This is a genomic window from Arthrobacter sp. 05L417 (assembly GCF_056397865.1).
This window is the reverse complement of record NZ_JBFTOG010000003.1, coordinates 151477-176081: the sequence shown is the minus strand read 5'-3', so window position 1 is coordinate 176081 and position 24605 is coordinate 151477. Positions and strand designations below refer to the sequence as shown.

Here is a 24605-nt window from a genome sequence, read left to right as displayed (position 1 = left end):
ATAATTCCGCAGGGACTGCCGGATGGGAAACCCATCTACAGCGCGCCCACGATTCCCCACCTCATGGTGAAGGTCTCCCCCGGTTCAAGCCACCGGAGGCCCTCCCCCGAGTTGAAGGCGTTCGCCGGACCGGTCATGGGCTCGATCGCGACGGCTTTCGAGCGGCCCGGAAAAGTATCCGTGACGAAGACATGGACGTAGGCGCAGTTTTCGTCCTGCTCCAGGGAGACGCTCCGGCCATCCGGCGCCGACAGCGTTTGGCGGGCGATGCCGCCGTCGAACTGCAGGTCCGTGAACGCCACATCGATATCCAAACCGCCCACACTCCGGCCGCCACCGAGATCAAAATCACCGTCGACGGGCACCGAACTACGCGGGATCAGCCGCTCGTCGGCCACGAGCCTTGTGCCGGCCTGGACAGTCAGGACCATCTCTTCCGGCGGAACGTCCCCCACGCGCAAGTATGGGTGCGCCCCGAGCACGAAGGGCGCGGGGGCCGCCGAATCATTGATGAAACTCTGGGAGACCCGCAGCGCGAGCCCGGCGTCGATCTCGTACCGTACCTGGTGCCGGGCCAGGAAGGGGTAGCCATGCTGTGGGAAGATCACGGCTTCGAGGGTCACGGAAAACTCGTCTTCCGCCACGAGGCCGTAGGACGAGTTGCGCAGGAGCCCGTGGCTCGCGTTGTTGCGGGACACCTCGGTGATGTCCAATTGCTGCTTCTTGCCGTCGAGGTACCAGATCCCGTCCTCGATCCGGTTGGCCCACGGGGCCAAGGTAATCCCGGTGGCGCCCGGTGGTAGTTGCCCGTCGCCGTAGCTCTCGGTGAGCTGGACGCCGTCGCGACTGAACAACCGCAGGCCCGCAGCGAGTTCGGTGACGACGGCGAGCGCGTCGCCGCGGCGGATCTCGAATTGGCGTCCGCTGGCAAAGCGGCGGGATACGGTCTCTTCGCCCGGTGCGGAGGACGGTGTTGTGGGAGGCATGGCACCACCGTACTGCATCCCGAGTGTTGCTTGACTCCACCCTTAATGTTCTTTTTTGTTAGATATTTTGCCTTTTTGAGCACTCTGTGGCACCATAAATCCATGACTCGCCTTACCAGCACACGCCTCGCCGATGGCCGGGAGCTGATCTATTTCGACGACGCCGGCTCGCCGGAGCGCGATCCCGGCTCGCTGACGGATCACCGTGAGCTGCCGCCGCGCGCCGATCCGGGCGAGGTGCGCTACGACGCGTTGAGCGGCGAATGGGTCGCCGTCGCGGCACACCGCCAAAGCCGCACCCATCTGCCACCTGCGGACCAATGTCCGATCTGCCCCACCACGCCCGCGAACCCTTCCGAAATCCCGGCGCCGGACTACGACGTCGTGGTCTTCGAGAACCGCTTCCCCTCACTGGGGCCGGCCGTCGGCACGATTCCCGGCATGCCCGCCTGGGGAACCTCAGGCCCGGCCTACGGCCGCTGCGAAGTTGTCTCCTTCACGCCCAGCCACACCGGATCCTTCGCCGAGCTTGGCGAAACCAGGGCACGCACGGTCATTGAAGCCTGGGCGCACAGGACCAAGGCGCTCAGCGCGCTCCCTGGAATCCAGCAGGTGTTTCCGTTCGAAAACCGGGGTGCGGACATCGGGGTAACGCTCCACCACCCGCACGGACAGATCTATGCCTACCCCTACGTCACGCCGAGGGCGGCAAGCCTTGGCGCCGCCGCCGGCCGGTACTTCGACGACTCCAAGGGCCGGGAATCGCTGACATCCTCGATCCTCAAGGCCGAGCGCTTGGACGGGAGCCGCATGGTGCTCGAAGCCGAGCATTTCAGCGCCTACGTGCCGTTCGCCGCCCGCTGGCCGCTGGAGGTCCACCTCGTCCCCCATCGGCAAGTTCCGGACCTCGCCGCTTTGAGTGGCGAAGAACGCGACGAGCTAGCCAGCGTTTACCTTGAGTTGCTCAAGCGCATGGATGCCCTGTATCCAACTCCCACGCCGTACATTTCCGCTTGGCACCAGGCACCCCTGGATCCCGTCTTGAGGCCGTCCGGCCACCTGCACCTGCAACTCACCTCCCCGCGCCGCGCCGCTGACAAGCTCAAGTACCTTGCCGGTTCCGAGGCCGCCATGGGAGCTTTCATCAACGACACCACGCCCGAATCCGTAGCAGAACGGCTGCGCGCAGTCGCCAGCGATTCGCAGCGCGCTATTCCAGAAGGGGCCCAAGCATGACCTCCACTCCCGACGCCCCCGCCCTGAGCGTCCTCTCCGGGCTTTTCGAGTCGACTTTCGGTTCAGCCCCCGACGGCGTGTGGCAGGCACCGGGACGCGTGAACCTGATCGGCGAGCACACCGATTACAACGAGGGTTTCGTGTTGCCATTCGCGATCGACAAGACCGCGAAGGTTGCAGTCCGGATCCGCCATGATTCACGCGTCCGCCTGCTGTCCACTTTCGGCGGGCAGGGCCTGGTCGAGGCCGACGTGGACATGTTGGTTCCGGATGAAGCCAAGGGCTGGACGAAGTATCCGCTCGGCGTGGCCTGGGCCCTGCAACAGCGGGGCATCCTTGTCCCGGGCTTCGATCTCCTCATGGATTCGGATGTCCCCCTTGGCGCGGGGCTGTCCTCCTCGCACGCCATCGAATGCGCCGTCATCTCGGCCCTCAACGAACTGACGGGTGCGGGACTGGGCGCCGAAGACATGGTCCTCGCAACCCAGAGGGCCGAAAACGACTTCGTGGGCGCCCCCACCGGAATCATGGACCAGTCGGCGTCGCTTCGCGGGTCAAAGGGCCATGCCGTCTTCCTGGACTGCCGCGATCAGAGCGTACAACTGGTCCCCTTCGACGCCCAGGAAGCCGGCCTCGTGCTGCTGGTCATCGACACCAAGGTCTCCCATTCGCATGCGGATGGCGGCTATGCCTCCCGTCGGGCTTCCTGCGAACTCGGCGCCCAAGTACTGGGGGTCCCGGCGCTCCGCGACGTCGGCATCGGCGACCTGGAGGAAGCCAGCGGACTCCTGGACAGCACCACTTTCCGGCGAGTCCGGCACATCGTCACCGAGAACGACCGCGTGCTGCAGACCGTGGAACGCCTCACCACGGAGGGACCCGCCCACATCGGCAGGCTCCTCGATGCGAGCCATGCGTCCATGCGCGATGACTTCGAGATCTCCTGCCCGGAACTGGATCTCGCGGTGGAAACCTCCCGCGCCCACGGCGCCATCGGCGCCCGGATGACGGGCGGCGGCTTCGGCGGCTCGGCTATCGCCCTCACCCCGGTGGGCCACGAGCAGGAGGTGCGTGACGCCGTCGTACGCGCCTTCGAGGCTGCCGGTTTCACGACGCCGGACATCTTCACCGTGACCCCGGCCGCCGGGGCCGCACGCCTCGCCTGAGGTCCGCGCATCCGCCGCCTTTCGGCGAGCTGGCCCCGGCGTAAGCTGGGGGCATGACTGAGGCCGTCATCGTTTCCACCGCCAGAAGCCCGATTGGACGGGCCTTCAAAGGGTCCCTCAAGGACGAACGTCCTGACGACCTCGCGGCGGCCATGGTGACTGCCGCGCTGGCGAAGATTCCGGCTTTCGATCCAGGAGCACTGGACGGCCGCGGGCTCGATGACCTCTACCTTGGCTGCGCCGAGCCCAGCGGCGAAGCCGGTTCGAACATGGCCCGGGTGGTGACCGTCCTGGCCGGCCTGGACACCGTCCCCGCGGCCACCATCAACCGCTTCTGCGCCTCGAGCCTGCAGACCCTGCGGATGGCCTTCCACGCCATCAGCTCCGGGGAAGGCCATGCCTTCGTCTCGGCGGGGGTCGAGTCGGTGTCCCGCTACCAGAACTGGGTCGGGGCAGGGGAAACGGACACCAGCCTGCACAACCCCCTGTTTGAAGCCGCGCGTGCCCGCACGGCCGCCCGGGCCGCGTCCAACACCCCATGGACGGATCCCCGCATGGGTGGACGGATGCCGGACGTCTACATCGCGATGGGACAGACCGCGGAAAACGTCGCCACGAGCCACGGAATCAGCCGGGCTGAGCAGGATCTGTGGGCGGTCCAGAGCCAGAACCGTGCCGAGGCGGCCATTGCCTCCGGTTTCTACGCCCGGGAGATCACGCCGTATACCCGCAAAGACGGGACCGTCGTCGAGCGCGACGATTCACCCCGCTCCGGCGTCACCCTCGAAGCCGTCAGCGCCTTGGAACCGGTCTTCCGCAAGGAAGGGACAGTGACTGCCGGCAACGCATGCCCGCTCAACGATGGCGCCGCCGCCGTGGTGGTCATGAGCGATTTCAGGGCCCGGGAACTTGGCCTCGAGCCGCTGGCACGCATCGTCTCTACAGGCGTCAGCGCCCTTTCCCCGGAACTCATGGGCATGGGACCGGTGGAGTCATCGCGCCGGGCGTTGGCCTTGGCGGGGCTGAGCATGGCAGACATTGACCTCGTGGAACTCAACGAGGCATTCGCCGTCCAGGTGGTGGCGAGCGCCCGTGAACTCGGCATCGATCCGGAGAAGCTCAACGTCCATGGCGGCGCCATCGCCCTTGGGCACCCCTTTGGCATGACGGGCGCCCGCATGACCACCACCTTGCTCAATGGCCTCCGCGAACGGGACGGCACCTTGGGATTGGCGACGCTGTGTGTCGGTGGTGGGCAGGGCATGGCGGTTGTCTTCGAGCGGCTGTCTTAGGCCCCCCGAAAAGGGTCTGTATACCCGTAGTGCCCCTGAAGACGGATCTTCAGGGGCACTACGCTGCATAAACCCGGGGAGGCTAGTCGTCGCCGCGCAGGATCGCCAGCAGGCGGATGATCTCCACGTACAGCCACACGAGCGTGACGGTCAGGCCGAAAGCGGCCGTCCAGGAGTATTTCTCCGGAGCGCCCTGCCGGACACCCTGCTCGATGCTCGTGAAGTCCATGACCAGTGAGAACGCGGCCAGGCCGATAGCCAGGATGCCGATGAAAACGCCCAACGGGATGCCGAAAATGTGCACGCTGCTGCTCAGGCCGAAAGGCGACTGGACGGCGCCGGTCCACACGAGGACCATGTTGATGACTGCGAAGACGAGGTAGCCGAGCATGGCGATCATGAAGAAGCGCACTGCCTTCGGCGTGGCGCGCACCTTGCCGCTCTTGAAGAGAGCCAACGTCACGCCGAACACCGCAAGGGTACCGATGACTGCCTGCAGGCCAACGCCTGGGAACATGCCATCCAGAAGGCGGGTCAGGCCTCCGAGGAACAAGCCCTCAAGGCCGGCGTAAGTCAGGATCAGTGCCGGGGACGGCTGCTTCTTGAAAGAGTTGACCATGCCCAAGGCGAAACCGCCCAGCGCACCGACAACCATGAGGAGGCTTGCCGTGCCGGGCGCAACGAACAACGTGACAGCTGCGCCGAGCAACAGCACCGCGAGGCAGGCCGCAGTCTTGACGATGACGTCGTCGAAAGTCATGCGGCCGGTCTCGGCCGGACCCGCTGCGGGCTGGTTGTACATCTGCTGCAGCTGATCGCTGGTCATCTGCGGTTGTGCCGCCCAGGCGGGCTGGCCGTACTGGTTCTGGCCGTACTGGGTTTGGCCGGGGACGCCGCCCGGAACCTGGCCGTACCGGTTCTGGCCGTGGGAGTAGCTTGGAACAGGCGGAGCCTGTGTGGCTCCACGGAAATTCTTTCCGTTGAAGATCGGGTTGCCGCCGAGTGCCATGGTGGGTGTCCTTCTTGCTTTGGGTGCGAAGTGATAGTTCACGCTACCAATTCCCACGCTTGGTCCGCACCGAAAGTTCCACCGCCGTCGATGCCGGCACCCTGCTTGTTGTGAGGGTGCCGGCATGTGCGGCTATCCGACGCCGAGGTACGCTTCCTTGACCGCCGGGTTGGCGAGCAGTTCCTTGCCGGTGCCCCTGTGCGTAATTGACCCGGTTTCAAGGACAAAAGCACGGTGTGCACGGGCGAGGGCCTGGTTGGCGTTTTGCTCCACCAGAAGCACCGTGGTGCCTTGGTTGTTGATCTCGGTGACAATCTTGAAGATCTGGCGGATGAACTGCGGAGCAAGCCCCATGGAAGGTTCGTCCAGAAGCAACAGCTTGGGATTGGACATCAGCGCCCGGCCGATCGCGAGCATCTGTTGTTCGCCACCGCTCATGGTGCCGCCAAACTGCTTGATACGCTCCTTCAACCGTGGAAACAGGTCGAAGACACGTTCCAAGTCTTCTGCCACCTTGGTCCGGTCCTTGCGGCCGTAGGAACCCATGTCAAGGTTCTCCTCCACCGTCATGCCAGGGAAGATTCCCCGCCCCTCCGGCGCTTGCGAAATACCTTGGACGACGCGGATGTGCGCCTTCATCCTGGTGATGTCCTGGCCGGCGAAGGTGATGGAGCCGGCCGAGGGAGCCAGCAATCCGGAGATGGTCCTCATGGTGGTGGTCTTGCCGGCACCATTGGCGCCGATGAGCGAGACGATTTCGCCCTCTTCCACGCTGAATGACATATCGGAAATTGCCTGGATCCGGCCGTAGTGGACGGATATGTTCTTCAGCTCAAGCAAGGTCATCTTCAGGCTCCCCGAGATAGGCGGAAATAACTTTCGGGTCATCGCGAATAATCTTGGGCAACGCATCCGCAATCTTTTTCCCGAACTCCAGGACCACAATCCGGTCGGTCACGCCCATGACCAACTTCATGTCGTGCTCAATCAGCAGAACCGTGTAGCCGTCGTCACGGATGGTCCGGATCAAGGCCATGAGTTCTTCTTTTTCCGCGGGATTGAACCCGGCGGCGGGCTCGTCCAGGCACAGGACCTTCGGGTCGGTAGCCAATGCCCGCGCGATTTCGAGGCGACGCTGATACCCATATGGAAGGTGCCGCGACAGGAAATGTGCATGATCAGCGATGCCAACGAACTCAAGCAATGCCATGCCGCGTTCAATGGCGGTTTTCTCTTCCCGGACGTGGGTGGGCAGACGCAGGAGTGCCCCGCCCACACTCGTGCGGTGGCGGGCATCGAGACCAACAACGACGTTTTCCAAAGCTGTCATCTCGCCAAAAAGGCGGATGTTCTGGAATGTCCTCGCCAAGCCCCGTCTGGTGATCCGGTGCTGCGGCAACCCGTTGAGCAGTTGTCCTTCCAGCAAGACCTTTCCGGACGTCGGCTTGTACACCCCCGTCATGGCATTGAAACACGTGGTTTTGCCGGCACCGTTAGGGCCGATCAAACCGAGGATTTCGCCTCGGTTGATATCGAACGTGACATTGTCCAAAGCCGTCAGGCCACCGAATTTGATCGTCAGGTCTTGGACCTGGACCAAGGCTTCGCCCACTTTGGTGACGATGTCCCTTTCGGGGGCCACCTTCTCGGCGACCTCGAGGTCCACGCCTTGTTCCTTGAGTGCCTCTACATCAATATCCGGTTCGATCGCTTCGCTCACTTGTCAGCCCCCTTTCCCGGTTCCAGAACGACTTTGCCCGAAGCAGGAATGTCGCCCAGGGCGCCCTTGAGTTTGTTGTAAGCCAAGCGTCCGTATGCGAGGAGGCTCTGGCGTGCCGGGAGAAGGCCACCGGGGCGGAAAATCATGATGACAACCAGCGCCGCGCCGAAGATCAGATACTTGAACTCGGCAATCGCGGTGAAACGGAGTGGAATATATGCCACCAACGCGCCGCCAAGAATCGCCCCGACCTTGTTTCCAGTGCCACCCATGACAACAGCCGCGACGAACAAGATGGATGTGGCGATGTCAAACTTCTGGTTGTTCACAAAGCCCACTTGGCCGGCAAACAAGGCACCCGAGAGTCCGCCTACAGAAGCACCGATCGCAAACGCCCACACCTTGTACTTGAATGTGGGCACGCCCATGATTTCCGCAGCGTCTTCATCCTCGCGGATGGCAATCCACGCGCGCCCCACCCGGCTGCGCTCGAGGTTTCCGGCGGCCAGGAGGACGAGGATGATGATAGTCAGCGTCAGCCAGTACCAGGGGGTTCCGTTCGAGTTCTGGAAGATTGTTTGCCCGCTCGAATCCGTTCCCGGAGGGTGGCCAACGTTCTGGAAGCCAACCTGGCCTTTCATCGCCGGAATGATAGTGGCCAAGATACGAACGATCTCACCGAAGCCGAGCGTGACGATAGCCAAGTAGTCGCCGCGGAGGCGAAGCGTAGGCACACCCAGGACCACGCCAAAGAACATGGCGACAGCCATCGCCAGCGGCAGCGTCCACAGGTAGGGAATGTGCACATACGGCGAATCCGGGCTGGTAAACATTGCAGCCGTGTAGGAACCCAGGGCAAAGAATGCCACATAGCCCAAGTCGAGGAGGCCCGCATAGCCGACCACCACGTTCAAGCCAACAGCCACCAGGGCATAAACAGACATTTGCGCGAGTGCGATTTGCCAATTGTTTCCCGGTTCCGTCGTGATCAACGGCGGATTGAGGATGGGAAGCAAATAGGCAATGACAACGACGACGATCAGGATCAGCCATTGTGTTTGGCGCGGGAGCGCATTCCATTTGTCGCTGAGCCCCGGGAACCAGCCTTTGCGGCGCCGCATCCTGGCTTCGCGGTCGGCAATCTCCTGTGCTGAGGCATCATCGGGAATAAGTGTGGGGCCGTCTGTTGTGCTCATGCCTTACTCTTTCCAAGCGAGCTACCCAAGACACCCTCGGGTCGCACAATCAATACCAACACCAGGACCACGAACGCGACAACGTCCGTCCATTGGGAACTCCCCAGGAGCACCTGGCCATAGTTGCCAATCAAACCGATCAGCAGGCCGCCCAGCAAAGCACCGCGCACATTGCCGATGCCTCCGAGGACGGCGGCGGCGAAGGCTTTGACGCCGAGGATGAATCCGCCGTTGTATTGCACGCCGGACGGGATCTTCATGACGTAGAACAAAGCAGCCGCTCCGGCCAAGATACCGCCGATGATAAAGGTGGTCACGATGATCTTTTCCTTGTTGACACCCATCAAGGTTGCGGTATCCGGGTCCTGTGCCACGGCACGGATGCCTCGGCCGGTCCGCGACCGCCTAATGAACTGATCGGTGGCGATCATGAGGATGATCGCGGCGATGACAATAACCACCTGCTGCGAATCGACGATGGTTCCGAAGACGTCGAAAATTGCGAGCGGCCGGAACATCGTCAGCGCAGCTTCCGGGCTCGGTCCGCGCCACCAGTAGATGGTGTACTGAATGGCGAAGGAAACACCGATGGCGGTAATCAGGAATGCCAGGCGAGGCGCCTTGCGCTGGCGCAAAGGTTTATAAGCCACCCGTTCCACGATCACTGCCATCAAGGCCGAGGCGATAATGGCGACGATGAGGGCGAGGACAAGGTTTCCCACGATGGCCCAGAAACCCAGCCGCGGAGCAGAGGGGCCGAAATTGAGGGCGCTGAGGGTAAAGAACACTCCGTAACAGCCCGTGATGAACACTTCGGAGTGGGCAAAGTTGATGAGGTTGAGAACGCCGTAGACGAGGGTATATCCGAGGGCAACCAAAGCGTAAATAGCCCCGAAGGTCAGCCCGTCAAAGGTGGAACTCCAGAAGTTCTGGGTAAATGAGTTTACGTCGAAGGTGATCCACGTGTCGTCCACGGGAACCGAGTGGAGCAGAGTGGGAATTACTTCACTGATCATGGCACTTCCTGATGTAATCAAAAGAAATGCTGGGGGTCGGCATGGATGCTAACCCCCAGCATTCATCTGGGCTCGGTGTTATTTTCCGATGACGCCGATGGGAACGATCTTGCCGTTCTCAACTTTGTAGCCGTAAACATCAGGCGTTGCCAGTTCGCCGGTTGAGTCCCACTTGTAGTGCTTCGACAGGCCATCTGCATCGTAGGACTTGACCCAGGAAAGGAGGTCCGCGCGGGACTGCTTGCCCTTGTCGATGCCCGAGAGCAGGACCGTGACGGCGTCGTAACCTTCAATGGAGTAGGTTCCGGGTTCCGCGTTGGCCAGTTTCTTGTACTCGCTCTCGAAGCTCGGGATCAGTTCGCCCGGGATGCAGGGGCAGGTGAAGTACGAGTTGGACGACGCATCGCCTGCCAGCTTGATGAACTGGTCATCCTTCACTCCATCCGGGCCCACGAAGGATCCGGTGAATCCCTTTGCAACCAGCTGCTGGTCGAAGGGTGCACCCTCTGCGTAGTAGCCGGCGTAGTAGACGGTGTCTGCCTTGGCGTTCATGATCTTGGAAATCACTGCCGAGAAGTCCTTCTGGCCAGTGACGACCTTGTCGGACCCCACCATCGCGGAGCCAAGAGCCTGGGACGTTGTGGTTCCCAGGCCGATGCCGTAGTCAGAGTCGTCCTGGACCAGGTAGACCTTCTTTGCCTGCAGCTTGTCCGTGAGGAACTTTGCTGCCGCCGGGCCCTGGACGGCGTCATTGCCGAGGGCGCGGAAGAAAGTGGTCCATCCGTTCTTGGTCAGGCTCGGGTTGGTAGCGGAAGGCGTGATGTGCACCAAGCCCTTCTGCTCGAAGATGTTGCCGGTGGCCTTGGACTCACCGGAGAACGGCAAGCCCACCACGCCGACGATGTCCGGCTCGGAAACAATCTGCGTGACAGGGCCTGTGGCCTTGTTCGGATCGCCTTCAGTGTCGAATTTCTTGAACTGGACCTGGCAGCCCGGGTTCGCGGCGTTGTGCTGGTTGATGGCCAGTTGGATGCCGTTGAAGATGTTGATACCCAACTGGGCGTTGGGTCCAGTCTCGGCACCGGCATAAGCAATGGTTGTCGTCGACGGACATGTTCCCTTGCCATCGCCTGCAGGCAAAACAGCTCCGGCAGGAACGTCGACTTTGGAAATCGCAGGGATATTGATCCTGCCGCCACCACCCGAGGTTTCGGTGCCGCTAGGGGCGGTCTGGTTCGCACAGCCCGCCACCAGCATGCCAAGGGTGGCCGCTGCTGCGATCGCCGAAATGACTTTCTTCCTGTACATAAATAGCCTCCGCGGTGCGTCTGATTCGTGGTCATTCGCCCGAAGTCACTTTCACTTCGAACATGTTCCATGAGAGTACTACCAAATATGTGTCCTAGAACACATATACGCAGGTCAGGATCTAATAACGGTGGATCTCCGTGCTGCCCCGGACAGCTCTTCGGATGAACGCGGGGTTAAATTCTTGTCACGGCACAGCTTGGCGCAAAGAAGGGGCCGGCACGGCCCGCAATTCGCGCGCGTGCCCCAGGTGGGACTCGAACCCACAACACGCGGATTTTAAGTCCGCTGCCTCTGCCAATTGGGCTACTGGGGCGCCCGGATAATGGTAACCCAGCGCACTCCCCCTCCTTGACCTCCTAGGGCGCTTGGAACGGCGCGGCGTAGCGAAAGGTTCCGCTGGCGCCGTCGGGCCATGCTTTGAGACGCAACAGCTGGAAATGGTCTCCCCACCCGGCGTCGGGGGCCATCACACCAAGCGCGCGTGCGGGAAGAAACCCGAAGCGGGGATAGTATCCGGTGCTTCCCAGCAGGGCGATGCCCGGCTCGCCGGCATCTTCGGCCCGTCGGGCGGTTTCCCGCAAGAGCGCGGATCCGATGCCACGCCGCTGCAGGTGCGGCTGGACGCTGATGGGGCCCAGTCCCAAAAGCCGGAGCTCCCCGACCCAGCCGCGGGTACTGATGACGTGGCCCACGATCTCACCGGCGATCTCTGCAACGATGCTGAATTCCGGCAGGTACTCATCGCAGTCGAAGAGTTCCCGCAGCAGCCTTACTTCGGCCGGGACTCCTTCACCGGGCAACCCGGTGACCGGGCTGGTTGAAAAGGCGGCAGCCGTGAGCGCAAGCACGGACTCGCGGTCCGCCTCCCTCTCCGTTCGCAGCACCACACCTTGGCCCAGCAGTCGAAGCACTTCCATGGCGTGCCCTCGCTCGGCCGATGGAACCAACAGGTGGTCGTGATGGAACCCGGCCAGGACGTTGCAACTGATCCCGGCTGCCGTGAGGGCGGAGCTGACGGCCGCGGTGAGCCCCACAGCGTCCAACGCAGAGTGGATTTGAAGAGTGATCCACGCCGCCACAAAGTCGTAGGACAGTCCCAGGCGTCCGGCTTCCTCGCGGTGCAGGACCACCGTGAGGCCTTCCGCTTCGCGGACAGCGGCTTCGATATTGCCCTCAAGCGGTTTGCCGTGCGGCCACAACGCGTACACGTAGTCACCGTCCCGAAGCACGGGATGCATGGATGTCAGGAGGGTCGTAAGATCGCTTTCGCCAGCCATGCTGCAAGTCTAGGACCCGCCGTCGCGGACCATAACGCCCCAGCCGCCGCGGACAGGAGCCGGGAGTAAAACGACGACGGCGGCCGCCTCCGCGTGGGAGACGGCCGCCGTCGGCGGGACTGCTTGGGTGCTGCTACTTGGCGTCGGCCGTGACCGGAGCCTTGGCTTCGGCGGGCTCAGCCGCCGGCGCGGGTGCGGCGGCCGGCTTGGGAGCCGGGGTTGCCGCGGCCACGAAGGCTCCACGCGGGTTGTCGAGGTCGAGCAGCTGGGTGGTGTCCCGGCCCATGGTCATGCCCAGGAGCCAGTTGAAGATCACGCGGACCTTGCGCTCACCGGTGGGGATGGCCAGGCCGTGGTAGCCGCGGTGGGCCAGCCAGGCGAGTCCGCCCTTGAGGCCGATACGGCCCAGAAGGTTGATGTTGGCAACGCCCTTCCATTCGCCGAAGCCGGCAACCGCACCGAGGTTCTTGTGCTTGTAGTCGCCCATGGGCTTGTCCCAGCGGGATGCCCACAGGTTCTTGGCGAGGCGCTTGGCCTGGCGCAGTGCGTGCTGGGCGTTCGGGACGCAGGTGCCGTCCGGCAGGCCGCTGCCCGTGAGGTCCGGAACGGCAGCGATATCGCCAGCGGCCCAGGCGTTGTCGATGATGCCTTCGTCGCCGGCAATGCGGAGGTCCGGAAGGACACGGACACGTCCGCGCGGCTCGAGCGGGAAGTCAGTGGAACGGATCATCGGGTTGGCCTGCACGCCTGCAGTCCACACGAGGGTGTCGGCTTCGAACTCCTGGGCAGGGGTCTTGTCCGGCAGGTTGATGAGCTTGAGGCTACCCTCTGCGTTGTCCAGGGAGGTGTTGAGCAGGACCTCGATGCCGCGGCTGCGCAGGTGTTCAACAACCCACTCGGCCTGGGCTGCGGTGACCTCGGGCATGATGCGGCCCATGGCTTCGACCAGAACGAAGCGGACTTCTTCCTGGCGGATGCGCGAGTTGTTCTTGACGGCGGCGCGGGCGAGGTCTTCCATCTCGGTGATGCACTCAATACCGGCGAAACCGCCACCCACGACAACGAAGGTCAGGGCTTTGGCGCGCTCGGCGGCGTCCGTCATGGTGGAGGCGACCTCGATGCGCTCAAGGACCTTGTTTCGCAGGGCGACCGCTTCTTCGATGGTCTTCAGGCCGATGCCTTCGTCCGCGAGTCCCTTGATGGGGAAGGTGCGGGTAATGGCGCCGGCGGCAACCACGACGTCGAAGTAGGGGATCTCGAAAGGCTCTCCACCGTCGGCCGGAGCAACAACGGCGGTGCGGTTTTTGTGGTCGATGCTGGTAACGCGGCCCTGGATGAGTTCCGTCTGCTTGAGGTGCTGGCGGTGCGAGACGACGGCGTGGCGTGCCTCGATGTTGCCGCCGGCCACCTCGGGGAGGAAGGGCTGGTAGGTCATGTAGGGAAGGGGATCAACGACGGTGACGATTCCGCCGGCGTTCGCGATCTTCTTCTGCAGCTTGAGTGCTACGTACAGGCCGACGTATCCGCCGCCGACAACGAGAACACGGGGACGGTCAATGAGCTCAGGGGTGGTTGCCATAACAATAGAGTACAGCACCTTGTGAAAATCTTCACTAACTATTTCCCCGAAGCTACGCACGGGCGTCGGAGGCTATTTCGGGCCGCTCGGTTCCACGATGTCCACCACGCCGGTAGCGGGCTCGTCGGGCAGTTCCGGGGAGGTCCGGTAGGCACGCCTTAATTGCACGGAGGCGCCCGCAACGATCGCCACGAAAAGCGAACCAAAGCCGATGACCACAGCCGCAGGAATCGCCGTGTCGGACTGCGAGGGTGCCTTGGCCGCCGGAACTGTGGGATCGGCCAAGGTGGCCGCGGGGATGCTCGGTTTGGACGTTGGCTGAGGTGTAGGGCTGCTGAGGTCCCCGCGCCGATGGACCCGGATCCAGTCCGCAATGGATCCCAGCGGATTGCTCGTCACCTCGGGCACATCGGCTTTCAGGGCCGCCTCGGCGTTGAGGATGCCGTAGCCGTAGATGGGGTCCTTGCCGGGCGCCCCTGCATCCTCGGCCGTGGACACGATCCTGTTGATGACCTGATTGGCGCTCATATCCGGCCATTTCGAGCGGATGAGGGCCGCGACGCCGGAGACAATCGGCGCCGAGCCGGACGTGCCCGCCCAATCTTCATAGCTCCCCCCGGGCAGGCCACCCACCAGCTTTTCCGCGGGCGCCGAGACGCCGATGCTGATTCCCTGCGAGGAAGCGTCGACGCTGGCCGCGCGGTTCCGGTCGAGTCCTGCCACGGTCAGTACGCCCGGAATCGTGGCGGGCGCGCCCACCTGGACATTTCCACCGATCCGGTTGCCCGCCGCGGCGACGATCACCACGTCCTTTTGTTCGGCATAGAGGAACGCCGCGTCCCAGCTTTGGGGCCAATCAGGGGAGGTGCTGCCGAGGGAAATATTGATGACCTTGGCGCCGTTGTCCACTGCCCATCGGACAGCTGCGGGGATCTGTTCCTGGTCCGTCTTGCCCGCGGGATTCGGCGAACCGAGCCAGGCGGAAACAGCCAAGATCTGGGCCTCGGGGGCGACGCCGACGATTCCGTCGGGGCCGACACTGGAACCGGGCGAGGGAGACGACGCCGGCGACGGAGGCCCTGACGGGCTGGGCGAAGCGTGTCCACGCCCTGCCAGGAGCGTGGCCACGAGGGTCCCGTGCTCAGGCTTGGCCCCGATACTCTTCTGTCCGTTCGGATCTCCCGCACCCGATGCGTCGGTTCCCCCGACTACCACGCCCTTGAGGTCAGGGTGTTGCCCGTCCACCCCGCTGTCGATGATGGCCACTTTCACCCCCGCGCCCTTGGACACCTGCCAGGCTGCGGAAATGCCGTACTCGTTGAGCCAGTATTCCTTGTCCCGCCAAGAGTCGGCGAACGCCGAAGGCGCAGTCAGCAGGGCCCCTGCAAGGCTTCCCCCGGCCAGCATGGCGGCCAGGGCGGCCGATGCTGTCCGGCGGCGCCAACCGTGTGGCAACGTCATCAGCGAATACCCACTCTTACCGAGTACTCGGCATACTCAGAATACTCAGCGCGATGCCGTCGAGGATATCGTGCTCGCTGGAGGTGGCAGCAGTGATGGAGCCCCCTCCGAGCTCAGCCAAGCGCTGGAGGATTCGGCGCCAGACGAGGGCTCCGGCTCCGATGACGTCAACGCGCCCCGGATGCATGTAGGGCAGCCGGGCACGCTCTTCGCGGCTCAGTTCCAACAGGCTTGTGGCGGCGTCGCTGATGGTCTCCAGGTCCAGGCTGGCACCGTGGATGAGTGCGGGATCGTACTCGTTCAAGCCCAGGGCATGTGCCGTGATGGTGGTGATGGAGCCGGCAACTCCCACGACGGCGGTGGCCCGCTCCAGCGGGACCGTACGGGCTACGAGGTCAATGGCTGCGTCGACGTCGGCTTCCGCTGCGGCGATCTGCTCCGGCGTCGGAGGATCGCTGCGGAGGTGCCGTTCGGTCAGCCGCACGCAGCCAATGTCGACGGATTTGGCGGCAATCACGCCGTCGGAGTCTCCGAGGACGAACTCGGTGCTCCCGCCGCCAAGGTCCACCACAAGCACCGGGTCCTTGCCGCGCGAAGGCAGCACGCTGCTTGCACCGGCGAAGGAAAGGGCTGCTTCTTCATCGCCGGAAATGACCTCGGGTTCGACGCCGAGCAGCTCACGGATCCCGTCAACAAAGACGTCCCGGTTGCGGGCGTCGCGGCTGGCAGAGGTCGCCACGAAACGGACGCCCCGGGCACCATGATGGCGGATCAGCCCGGCGTAGTCGGCGGTTGCCGCGAAGGTGCGTTCGAGCGCCTCCGGGGCAAGTTCGCCTGTAGCGTCTACACCCTGGCCGAGGCGCACCACGCGCATCTCGCGGACAACGTCCCGCAAGGGAGACCCCGCGTCAGCGCCGTTGGAATCCGCGATCAGGAGGCGAATCGAATTGGTGCCGCAATCGATGGCAGCTACCCGGTTCATACGTTGAGCTCCCCTGCGGCTGGCTCTCCCGATGGCTCTGTTGCGTGGGAGGACTTGGATTTGCGGACGGGGGCGGGACGGCCCACGATGTCCGGCAAGCCCTGCGGTCCGTGGCGGCTGAGGTCCCTGGACGGGGCCTCCCCCGCACTGTCCCACGCGCCGTCGCAATAGCAGCGGTCCGCGGTCCACCATTCGCTGATCGCCTCGATGGCCTCGTCGCCGAGCGGATTGATCCCGGGACCGGCTGCCAGGGACTGGCCGACCAGCACGTGCAGGCATTTGACGCGGGTGGGCATGCCGCCGGCCGACACTCCGGCGATCTCCGGAACATCCCCTGTACCGGCACGTCCGGCAATCTCGTCACGCGCCCGGAGATAGGCTTCGTGGGCGCTCCTGTAAGCCGCAGCCAAAGGCTCGTCAGCCGTGAGCCGCTCGTTCATCTCATTCATGAGCCCGCCGGCTTCCAACCGCGACACGGCGGCGGTGATGACGGGGTGCGTCAAGTAGAACGTCGTGGGAAACGGGGTGCCGTTGCTCAAGCGCGGAGCGGTTGCAGCGACCAGCGGGTTGCCGCAGACGCAGCGCGCCGGGATTTCGACGACGTCGCGCACCGGCCGTCCGAGCTGGCGGCTGAGGATTTCGAGATCATGTGCTGATGGCTTGCGGGATTCCTGCGATGCAGGTGCCGAGTTGTCTTCCACTGGCGCTGCCATCCTTCCTGCCCTTTTTTGCCGCTCCCATCAGGGCGCGACGGCGGCGGGCACCGCGTCTAGTCTGTTGCCGAGCGCCTGATGGATTCCCACAGGCCGTCCACCCATGGCAGGTTGGACGGGCTTCCGGAAGCTCCTGAACTGGTGCTCCCACCCGGCGTGCCGGCGGGAACATCTCCACCAAACACCCAGTAGCCAGCTTCACCCGGCATAACCATGTTAATGCGGTCCCGGGCTTGTTGTTTCACGTAGTTCGGGTCCTGCCACCGCGTGATCTGCTTCTGGAGGCTGGCCTGCTCGGCCTGTTTGCTCGCGATGTCGGCTTCCAGGCCGGAGATTTCCGCCTTTTTCTCCAACCAGATCTTGACCGTCGGCGCGAGCATGATGGTGATCGCTATCATCACCACGGCCAGGGCAAGCATGCGGCCGGAGAACGCCTTCGCGGGCACGGGTCGCGCGCTGTGGTCCTTCTCGGGGTGGGCGGAGCCCGCACCCGACGTTTTGTTGGATGCCTTGCCGACAACCGGGGTGTTGCCCGGCCCGCCCGGAAGCGAACGTCCCGATTTCGCGGCAGAACCAGTCTTGGAGCCAGGCTGGCCCTTGCTTTGGGTGCTGCCTTCGGCTTTGGAATTGGACGGCGCCCTGGACCCGACTTGAACTTGGGTCTCTTGCTGGGCGGTTGCCTTGCGGGACTCGCCGAAGTCGGCACGGATGACATGGCCGCCGTCGGGGTTCTTTTGGGGCGAGCGGCCCAGGGCATCTGCCCGTGGGACCTTGGGGCGGCGGGTGGCCATGACACTCCTGTAATGCCTGGTGCTTGCCTGGCGGGTTGCTGCGCGTTGCGTGCCTCACGGAGCCTGCGGTTTGCCCGAAGTGCTCGCACATTTCGTTAAACAGAACCGGTGGCTATGGTCTTTCCACCATAGCCACCGGTCAGCTGTTTCAGCGGATACTAGCCCTTGAAACGCGGGAAGGCGCTGCGGCCGGCGTAGCGAGCGGCGTCGTCGAGTTCCTCTTCGATGCGCAGGAGCTGGTTGTACTTGGCGACGCGCTCGGAGCGGGCCGGGGCACCGGTCTTGATCTGGCCCGCGTTGGTGGCAACGGCGATGTCAGCAATGGTGGTGTCCTCGGTTTCGCCGGAGCGGTGCGAGGTGATGGTGGTGTAACCGGAGCGCTGGGCCAGGGAAACGGCGTCCAGGGTTTCGGTCAGGGAACCGATCTGGTTGACCTTGACGAGCAGGGAGTTGGCAGTGGCGGCGTCGATGCCCTGCTGCAGGCGGACCGGGTTGGTGACGAAGAGGTCGTCGCCAACCAGCTGGACCTTGTCGCCGATCGTCTCGGTGAGGGTCTTCCAGCCTTCCCAGTCGTTTTCGTCCAGCGGGTCTTCAATCGAGACCAGCGGGTAGTCCGCGACGAGTTCGGCATAATAGGCGCTCATCTCGGTGGCCGAGAGTGCCTTGCCTTCGAACTGGTAGGCGCCGTCCTTGTAGAACTCGGAGGAGGCGACGTCCAGCGCGAGGGCGATGTCCTTGCCCGGGGTGTAGCCGGCGTTCTTGATGGCTTCCTGGATCAGGTCCAGTGCGGCGCGGTTGGACGGCAGGTTCGGCGCGAAGCCGCCTTCGTCGCCGAGACCGGTGGAGAGGCCCTTGGCCTGCAGGACGGACTTGAGGTTGTGGTAGACCTCAACGCCCCAGCGCAGGCCTTCGGAGAAGGTCTCGGCGCCGATGGGGGCGATCATGAATTCCTGGATGTCGACGTCGGAGTCGGCGTGGGAGCCACCGTTGAGGATGTTCATCAGCGGGACGGGCAGGACGTGGGCGTTCGGGCCGCCCAGGTACTTGTACAGCGGCAGGTCCGCGGAGGCGGCGGCTGCGTTGGCTACGGCGAGGGAAACACCGAGGATGGCGTTCGCGCCGAGCTTGCCCTTGTTCGGGGTGCCGTCGAGGTCGATCATGGCCTGGTCGATGCTGCGCTGGTCCGTGGCGTCGAAGCCGATCAGGGCCGGGGCGATTTCGTCGATGACCGCGTCAACGGCCTTCTGGACGCCCTTGCCGAGGTAACGGCCCTTGTCGCCGTCGCGCAGTTCAACGGCTTCGTGCTCGCCGGTGGAAGCACCGGAGGGAACTGCCGCGCGGCCGATCTGGCCATCGGAAAGCAGAACTTCAACTTCTACTGTCGGGTTTCCGCGGGAATCAAGGATCTCGCGGGCGTGGATGGCATCGATAAGCGCCATGGACTGCTCCTTATGGTGAAGCGATTTACTGGGAATCTTGAGGGAAATTCTCGACGTCCTCGTCGCCACTAGCCTAGTCGAGACAGGCCAACGTTACGGAACAGCGTCGGGCTCCTCACGTTTTGTGGCTTCGCCGTCCCGCCCCTGGTAGCGGCGGACGGCACCGCGCAAGGCCCTTTCGGCGTCGAAACCCTTCTCCCGCGAGCCCGCGACGACGGCAAGCAGCAAGTCTCCAAGCGCAGCTTCGGAGTCGGGAACCTCCACCGCCGCGACTGGACGGCTGCTGCGTTCCGGGCCGCCCGCGCGCTCCGCGCGCTCGGCACGGTCAAGCGACTTTTGCGCGAGCGCGAGGGCAGGAAGGTGGGGTGGAATGCCTTCGAAGGGATCCGAACGCCCGGGTTTTTCGGCCTTCTTCACGGCATCCCACTTTTCGACGATCTCCTCCACGGTGGCCGGGAAGGAATCCTGCAAGGATCCGTCCGGCTTGAAGACATGCGGATTGCGCCGCACCATCTTCTCTGTGATGGTGCGGGCGACGTCGTCGAAGGTGAACTGTCCTTGCTCCTCGGCGAGCCGGGCGTGGAGTACCACTTGAAGCAGCACGTCGCCCAGCTCGCCGCGGAGTTCGTCGGCAGTATCGGAACCGGACGCACCGGCTTCGATCGAATCGACCACTTCGTACGCTTCCTCGATCAGGTACTCGACGAGCGATTCGTGGGTCAACGCACCCATCCACGGACAGTGCTCGCGCAAAGAGGCAATTCTCCCCAGCAGCTCCCCAACCTCGCAAGCTCGGCCGGGGACCCCGGCTGCCGTTGGCCCACCGAGCACTGTCATGGGACTTTCAGAGGCTGCGCCTGCGGGAGTTTGTTTAGCCAAGGTTGGCGTAGGCGTCGTTGATGTACTCCACCAACGCTTCTTTTTCGTCCAACGGCAGGAACGAGGACTCGGCAGCGTTGAGGGTCAGTTCGAGGAGGTCGTCGAGGTCGTAGTCGAAGGTCTCCACGAGAAGCTCGAATTCATCGGTCAGCGTCACGCCGCTCATGAGCCGGTTGTCCGTGTTGATGGTGACGTTGAAGCCCAGCTGGTACAGCATGTCCAGCGGGTGGTTCTCGATGCCTTCGCCGAAGTTCGCGATTGCGCCGGTCTGCAGGTTGGACGAGGGGCAGATCTCCAGCGCGATTCCGCGGTCGCGGACCCAGCCGGCCACCTCACCCAAGGTGACCATGCCAACGGTGTCCTCGGCGTCGTCGTCGGCTTCTTCGCCCTCGGCATCCTCGAATTCAACGGTGATGTCCTCGGCGATGCGCACGCCGTGGCCCAAGCGCAGGGCACGGCCGTCCACGAGGGCGGACTGGATGCTGTCCAGGCCCGCGGCTTCGCCGGCGTGGACGGTAGCCGGAAAATTGTGCTCGGCCAGGTAGGTGAAGGCGTCCTTGAAACGGGAAGGCAGGAAGCCGTCTTCGGCTCCGGCGATGTCGAAGCCGACAGCACCGTTGTAGCGGTGTCGTACGGCGAGTTCGGCAATTTCCTGGCCGCGGTCCGTGTGCCGCATCGCCGTGATGAGCTGGCCCACCTGGATCTGGCGGCCGGACTCCTCAACGGCGTCGACGCCGGCGTCGAGCCCTTCCTGGACCGCGTCCACAACCTCGTCGAGGGTGAGGCCCTTCTGCAGGTGCTGTTCAGGTGCCCAACGGATCTCGCCGTAGACGACGCCGTCGTCAGCCAGGTCCTCAACGAACTCCTTGGCGACGCGCGCCAGGCCTTCTTTGGTCTGCATGACAGCGATCGTGTGGTCGAAGGTTTCAAGGTATCGGACCAAAGAACCGGAGTCCGCGGACTCACGGAACCATTGGCCCAGCGCTACGGGATCCGTGGAAGGCAAGGTGTGGCCGACGGCCTCCGCCAGCTCGATGATGGTGGCCGGGCGCAGTCCCCCGTCCAAGTGGTCGTGAAGGGAAACCTTCGGCAGGCTCTTCAGGTCGAAGTCAAGGGCAGGGGCGGCATCAACAATGGGCTCAGTCACCACTCAACTCTAGGGGGACGGAAGAAGCTTAGCCAGCAGGGTTTGAGCGGTCGACGCCGGCCGTCGCGTTAACCGCGGTGGCTGCGTCGGCTGCGGCTGCTTCCGCGGAAGCTGCCTCCCTCTTCTCGCCGTCCTTCTTTTCGAGGTGCTTGTGCCACCAACGCAAGGTGTGGTCCACAATGACGCCGAGCACCACGGCGAATGCCACGGCAATCCCGACGCCCAGGAGCGGGTTGTTGTGCACCCAGTGGCCGGCAAGGGATCCAACGCCGATCGAATAGCCTACCCAGGTGAAGCAGGCGAAGGCATCCAGCCAGAAGAAGGTCTTGTGTCGGAATCCAGTCTGTCCGGCGACGTAGTTCACCGCCACACGGCCCCAGGGTATGTACCGGGCGGTGAAGATGAGGACTGCGCCGCGCTTGTCCAGCTCGTAGTGTGCCCAGGCGAACATCTTCTGGACCTTCGGCTTGCGCATCCATTTCCAGCGGTCCAAGCCGATCTTGCGGCCCAGCATGTAGGCCGTGTTGTCGCCGGCCATAGCACCGACCAAGGCCGTAGCGCCGAGGAGCCACAGATTGGGCTCGCCCCGGTGCATTGCCAAAGCCGAGAGCCCGACAATCGCGGTCTCACTGGGAAGGATCGTGGCAAAGCCGTCGATGAAAAAGAAAACCAGGAGCACCGGGTAGATCCACGGTTGCCCGGCGGCATGCTCGAGCATGTGGTTCATGAATTCCACGCAGGCATTGCTCCTCAAGGAAAGTCACACGGTTGCGTGACACAGATCGCTATCCAGTGTCCCACGGCCGGAGCGTCGTTCGCTACGCCCCAGCCGCGGAGAACACAATTTAAGGCTAGCTCCAAAGGTGGAATGGAAGCATCCCCCCGTGGAGGGATCTTCCGGAGCCAAGCGGGTCATACTCAAGGAGGAGATCCGCCACCTTGGCTCCGCCTCGCTATATTCCGCCTCGCTATATGACGGGTTCCTCTTCGGGCTCTCCGGTTTCTTCGTCCTCTTCGGTGGCGGGCGTGGCACCGCGGACTTTGCTGATGACCCGGTCCACGATGATTCCCAGGATGACGGCCGCGATGATCGCGATGATCGCTCCGAGCAGGTGGTTGTGTTCGAACCACTGGCCGAAGAACAAACCGATAGCCACCGAGTAACTGGCCCACAGAACGGCAGACATAGCCGTGAGTGCCACGAACATGCCGTGCGAGAAATGGGTTGCACCGGCTGTGAGGTTGACCGCCACCCGGCCGATGGGGATGAACCGGGCCACCATGATCAGAGACGCTGCCCGGCGTCGAAGTTCCCGCCCAGCCCAACGGAAGGCGCCCTGCATCCTTTGGGAACGCATCCACCGCCAGCGGCGAACACCTATCTTGCGGCCGATCAAGTAGGCGATGTTGTCGCCCGTGAAAGCCCCGAGGGCGCCCACGAGGATCAGCAGCCATGCGTTAGGTACCCCTGCGGTCGCGGAGACGGCCGCGAGTCCCACCACCACCGACTCGCTGGGAATGGGCGGGAAGAATCCGTCGATCACGCAGCAGGCAAGCACGAGAAGCAAAACCCAGGGCTGCCCGGCTGCCGCGAGGATGAAGTCGTTGATGGCTTGCACGGTCTTCCTAACGAATGGCCGCAGGGATTGTCTCCCGGGCATCCCAAAAATGCCCGGGAGACCAGCCTAGGAGATCCGGTCGATGATGAGCCGCTGCGCGGGCCGTGAGCCTTCCGGCGCGATGAGTACGGCTCCTTCCAAGGCTTCCTTGGCCCTTTCGAACTTCTCCGGGGTGTCGGTCAGGAGGGTCATGAGTGGCTCCCCCGCCCGGACCAAGGCACCCGGTTTGGCGTGCATCCGCACCCCTGCACCGGCCTGGACGACGTCCTCCTTCCGGGCACGTCCGGAGCCGAGGCGCCACGCCGCCACGCCCACGGACAAAGCGTCGAGCTCCACCAGGACGCCGTCGGCCGGCGCCGGGATGACCTCGGATTCCTTGGCCACCGGCAGTGCGGCACGCGGATCGCCGCCTTGGGCTTCGATCATGCGGTTCCAGACGTCCATCGCGCGGCCGTCCTTGAGGGCGGCCGCGGGGTCGGCGTCGTGCACTCCGGCGCAGGCAAGCATCTCCTCGGCGAGCCTGATGGTCAGCTCGACGACGTCTTCCGGGCCGCCGCCCGCAAGCACCTCCACCGATTCCTCCACCTCGATTGCATTGCCCGCAGTCAAGCCCAGCGGGGTGCCCATGTTGGTCAGGAGGGCCACCGTATTGACGCCCGCGTCCTTGCCCAGGGCCACCATGGTTTCGGCCAGCTCGCGGGCACGGGCTTCATCCTTCATGAACGCGCCGGAACCCACCTTCACGTCGAGCACCAGGGACCCCGTGCCCTCGGCGATCTTCTTGCTCATGATGGACGAGGCAATCAGGGGAATGGCTTCCACCGTGCCCGTGACGTCGCGCAGGGCATAGAGCTTCTTGTCCGCCGGCGCCAAACCCGTGCCGGCGGCGCAGATGACGGCACCAACGTCCTGCAGCTGGGCCAGGATTTCCTCGTTGCTCAGGTTCGCCCGCCAACCTGGGATTGCTTCGAGCTTGTCGAGGGTGCCTCCCGTGTGGCCCAGTCCCCTGCCGGAAAGCTGGGGAACCGCCACTCCAAAGACCGCCACCAACGGCGCCAGCGGAAGCGTGATTTTGTCCCCGACACCCCCGGTGGAGTGTTTGTCCGTGGTGGCTTTCATGCCGCCGTCGGGACGCCGGAGGCTGGAGAAGTCCATCCGCTCGCCCGAGGCGATCATCGCCTCGGTCCAGCGTGAGATTTCGGCGCGGTCCATCCCGTTGAGCAGGATCGCCATGTTCAGGGCCGCCATCTGCTCGTCGGCAATGACGCCGCGGGTGTAGGCATCGATGGTCCAGTCAATCTGTTCCGGGCTCAGGGTGCCCTTGTCCCGCTTGATGCTGATGATCTGGACGGCATCAAACGCTTCAGTCTGTGTCACCGGTTCTCCTCCAGGTTGTCGGGACCGAAGGCATCCGGCAGCACTTGGTCCATGGTCTTGATGCCTTGCGTTGTCATGAGTTGCATGCCGGGTGCCCGGAATTCATACAGCAATTGCCTGCAACGGCCACACGGCATGAGGACATTGCCCTTGGCGTCGACGCAATAGAACGCCCGTAATCTGCCGCCGCCACCCATATGGAGGTCTCCCACCAAGGCGCACTCGGCGCACAATGTGAGTCCGTAGCTGGCGTTCTCGACGTTGCAGCCGCTGACGATCCGCCCGTCCTCGGTGAGGGCAGCGGCCCCCACCGGGAACTTCGAATACGGAGCGTAGGCCTTCCCCATGGCGGCGACCGCGGCGGCCTCGAGGGCCGCCCAGTCCACTTCGGTATCCGTGACCGCCACGG

Annotated in this window: 23 protein-coding genes and 1 tRNA gene; 3 read left to right on the top strand and 21 right to left on the bottom strand. The window is 63.9% G+C overall.

Annotated features, from left to right (window positions below; translation table 11 throughout):
* Positions 1-35 precede the first annotated feature (35 nt).
* On the bottom strand, positions 36-986 hold the full coding sequence (locus AC1DJW_RS04195; RefSeq protein WP_459340628.1) for an aldose 1-epimerase family protein: 951 nt from the start codon (positions 984-986) through the stop codon (positions 36-38).
* Positions 987-1088: 102 nt separating this feature from the next.
* Between AC1DJW_RS04195 and galT the strand changes: the two genes are divergently transcribed.
* The 3 genes from galT to AC1DJW_RS04180 are packed head-to-tail and all read left to right on the top strand — an operon-like array spanning position 1089 to position 4680.
* On the top strand, positions 1089-2222 hold the full coding sequence (gene galT, locus AC1DJW_RS04190; RefSeq protein WP_284752471.1) for a galactose-1-phosphate uridylyltransferase: 1134 nt from the start codon (positions 1089-1091) through the stop codon (positions 2220-2222).
* Positions 2219-3388: a galactokinase gene (galK, locus tag AC1DJW_RS04185; protein ID WP_459340629.1), complete on the top strand. Its 1170-nt coding sequence runs from the start codon at positions 2219-2221 to the stop codon at positions 3386-3388. Before galT ends, galK begins: the two co-directional genes overlap by 4 nt.
* Before the next feature lie 53 nt (positions 3389-3441).
* On the top strand, positions 3442-4680 hold the full coding sequence (locus tag AC1DJW_RS04180) for an acetyl-CoA C-acetyltransferase (protein ID WP_284752469.1): 1239 nt from the start codon (positions 3442-3444) through the stop codon (positions 4678-4680).
* 82 nt (positions 4681-4762) lie between these two features.
* Here AC1DJW_RS04180 and AC1DJW_RS04175 read toward each other — a convergent pair whose 3' ends face one another.
* The 20 genes from AC1DJW_RS04175 to AC1DJW_RS04080 all read right to left on the bottom strand — a co-directional run bounded on the left by AC1DJW_RS04175 (position 4763) and on the right by AC1DJW_RS04080 (position 24603).
* Positions 4763-5689: a Bax inhibitor-1/YccA family protein gene (locus tag AC1DJW_RS04175; RefSeq protein WP_476900801.1), complete on the bottom strand. Its 927-nt coding sequence runs from the start codon at positions 5687-5689 to the stop codon at positions 4763-4765.
* A gap of 132 nt (positions 5690-5821) precedes the next feature.
* Positions 5822-6535 (bottom strand): ABC transporter ATP-binding protein, encoded by a 714-nt coding sequence (locus tag AC1DJW_RS04170; protein ID WP_284752467.1) that lies wholly within the window; start codon positions 6533-6535, stop codon positions 5822-5824.
* Positions 6522-7409: an ABC transporter ATP-binding protein gene (locus AC1DJW_RS04165; RefSeq protein WP_284752466.1), complete on the bottom strand. Its 888-nt coding sequence runs from the start codon at positions 7407-7409 to the stop codon at positions 6522-6524. The genes AC1DJW_RS04170 and AC1DJW_RS04165 overlap by 14 nt, the downstream gene beginning before the upstream one ends.
* Entirely contained in the window at positions 7406-8605 is a 1200-nt protein-coding gene (locus tag AC1DJW_RS04160; RefSeq protein ID WP_284752465.1) for a branched-chain amino acid ABC transporter permease, read from the bottom strand. The genes AC1DJW_RS04165 and AC1DJW_RS04160 overlap by 4 nt, the downstream gene beginning before the upstream one ends.
* Entirely contained in the window at positions 8602-9621 is a 1020-nt protein-coding gene (locus AC1DJW_RS04155; RefSeq protein WP_284752464.1) for a branched-chain amino acid ABC transporter permease, read from the bottom strand. Before AC1DJW_RS04155 ends, AC1DJW_RS04160 begins: the two co-directional genes overlap by 4 nt.
* A gap of 78 nt (positions 9622-9699) precedes the next feature.
* The gene (locus AC1DJW_RS04150) at positions 9700-10929 is read right to left on the bottom strand and encodes a branched-chain amino acid ABC transporter substrate-binding protein (protein WP_284752463.1); all 1230 of its coding nucleotides are present in this window, start codon (positions 10927-10929) and stop codon (positions 9700-9702) included.
* A 242-nt stretch (positions 10930-11171) separates the two neighbouring features.
* Positions 11172-11245: transfer RNA gene (locus AC1DJW_RS04145), tRNA-Leu, on the bottom strand.
* Positions 11246-11288: 43 nt separating this feature from the next.
* Positions 11289-12209, bottom strand: a complete 921-nt coding sequence (locus AC1DJW_RS04140; RefSeq protein WP_476900800.1) for an N-acetyltransferase — start codon at positions 12207-12209, stop codon at positions 11289-11291.
* Positions 12210-12342: 133 nt separating this feature from the next.
* Positions 12343-13788: an NAD(P)/FAD-dependent oxidoreductase gene (locus AC1DJW_RS04135; protein ID WP_284752461.1), complete on the bottom strand. Its 1446-nt coding sequence runs from the start codon at positions 13786-13788 to the stop codon at positions 12343-12345.
* A 72-nt stretch (positions 13789-13860) separates the two neighbouring features.
* Complete coding sequence (locus tag AC1DJW_RS04130; protein ID WP_284752460.1) at positions 13861-15249, bottom strand: S8 family serine peptidase; 1389 nt, start codon at positions 15247-15249, stop codon at positions 13861-13863.
* Positions 15250-15265: 16 nt separating this feature from the next.
* Positions 15266-16231, bottom strand: a complete 966-nt coding sequence (locus tag AC1DJW_RS04125; protein ID WP_390279583.1) for a Ppx/GppA phosphatase family protein — start codon at positions 16229-16231, stop codon at positions 15266-15268.
* Positions 16228-16944, bottom strand: coding sequence for a DUF501 domain-containing protein (locus AC1DJW_RS04120; RefSeq protein ID WP_390279581.1), 717 nt, complete (start codon positions 16942-16944; stop codon positions 16228-16230). The genes AC1DJW_RS04125 and AC1DJW_RS04120 overlap by 4 nt, the downstream gene beginning before the upstream one ends.
* A gap of 56 nt (positions 16945-17000) precedes the next feature.
* On the bottom strand, positions 17001-17735 hold the full coding sequence (locus AC1DJW_RS04115) for an FtsB family cell division protein (protein ID WP_284752458.1): 735 nt from the start codon (positions 17733-17735) through the stop codon (positions 17001-17003).
* 158 nt (positions 17736-17893) lie between these two features.
* Positions 17894-19174 (bottom strand): phosphopyruvate hydratase, encoded by a 1281-nt coding sequence (gene eno, locus AC1DJW_RS04110; RefSeq protein WP_390279579.1) that lies wholly within the window; start codon positions 19172-19174, stop codon positions 17894-17896.
* Between the two features lie 93 nt (positions 19175-19267).
* A complete protein-coding gene (locus AC1DJW_RS04105; RefSeq protein WP_390279577.1) occupies positions 19268-19906 on the bottom strand; it encodes a MazG nucleotide pyrophosphohydrolase domain-containing protein in 639 nt (212 codons plus the stop codon).
* Positions 19907-20045: 139 nt separating this feature from the next.
* The gene (locus tag AC1DJW_RS04100; protein WP_476900799.1) at positions 20046-21200 is read right to left on the bottom strand and encodes an adenosine deaminase; all 1155 of its coding nucleotides are present in this window, start codon (positions 21198-21200) and stop codon (positions 20046-20048) included.
* Between the two features lie 28 nt (positions 21201-21228).
* Positions 21229-21918 carry a DedA family protein gene (locus AC1DJW_RS04095; RefSeq protein ID WP_284752567.1) on the bottom strand — a complete coding sequence of 230 codons (690 nt, stop codon included), beginning with the start codon at positions 21916-21918 and terminating at the stop codon, positions 21229-21231.
* 250 nt (positions 21919-22168) lie between these two features.
* Positions 22169-22819, bottom strand: coding sequence for a DedA family protein (locus AC1DJW_RS04090; protein WP_284752454.1), 651 nt, complete (start codon positions 22817-22819; stop codon positions 22169-22171).
* A 66-nt stretch (positions 22820-22885) separates the two neighbouring features.
* Entirely contained in the window at positions 22886-24196 is a 1311-nt protein-coding gene (locus AC1DJW_RS04085; RefSeq protein ID WP_476900798.1) for a thymidine phosphorylase, read from the bottom strand.
* A complete protein-coding gene (locus AC1DJW_RS04080) occupies positions 24193-24603 on the bottom strand; it encodes a cytidine deaminase (protein WP_269993192.1) in 411 nt (136 codons plus the stop codon). The genes AC1DJW_RS04085 and AC1DJW_RS04080 overlap by 4 nt, the downstream gene beginning before the upstream one ends.
* Positions 24604-24605 lie beyond the last annotated feature (2 nt).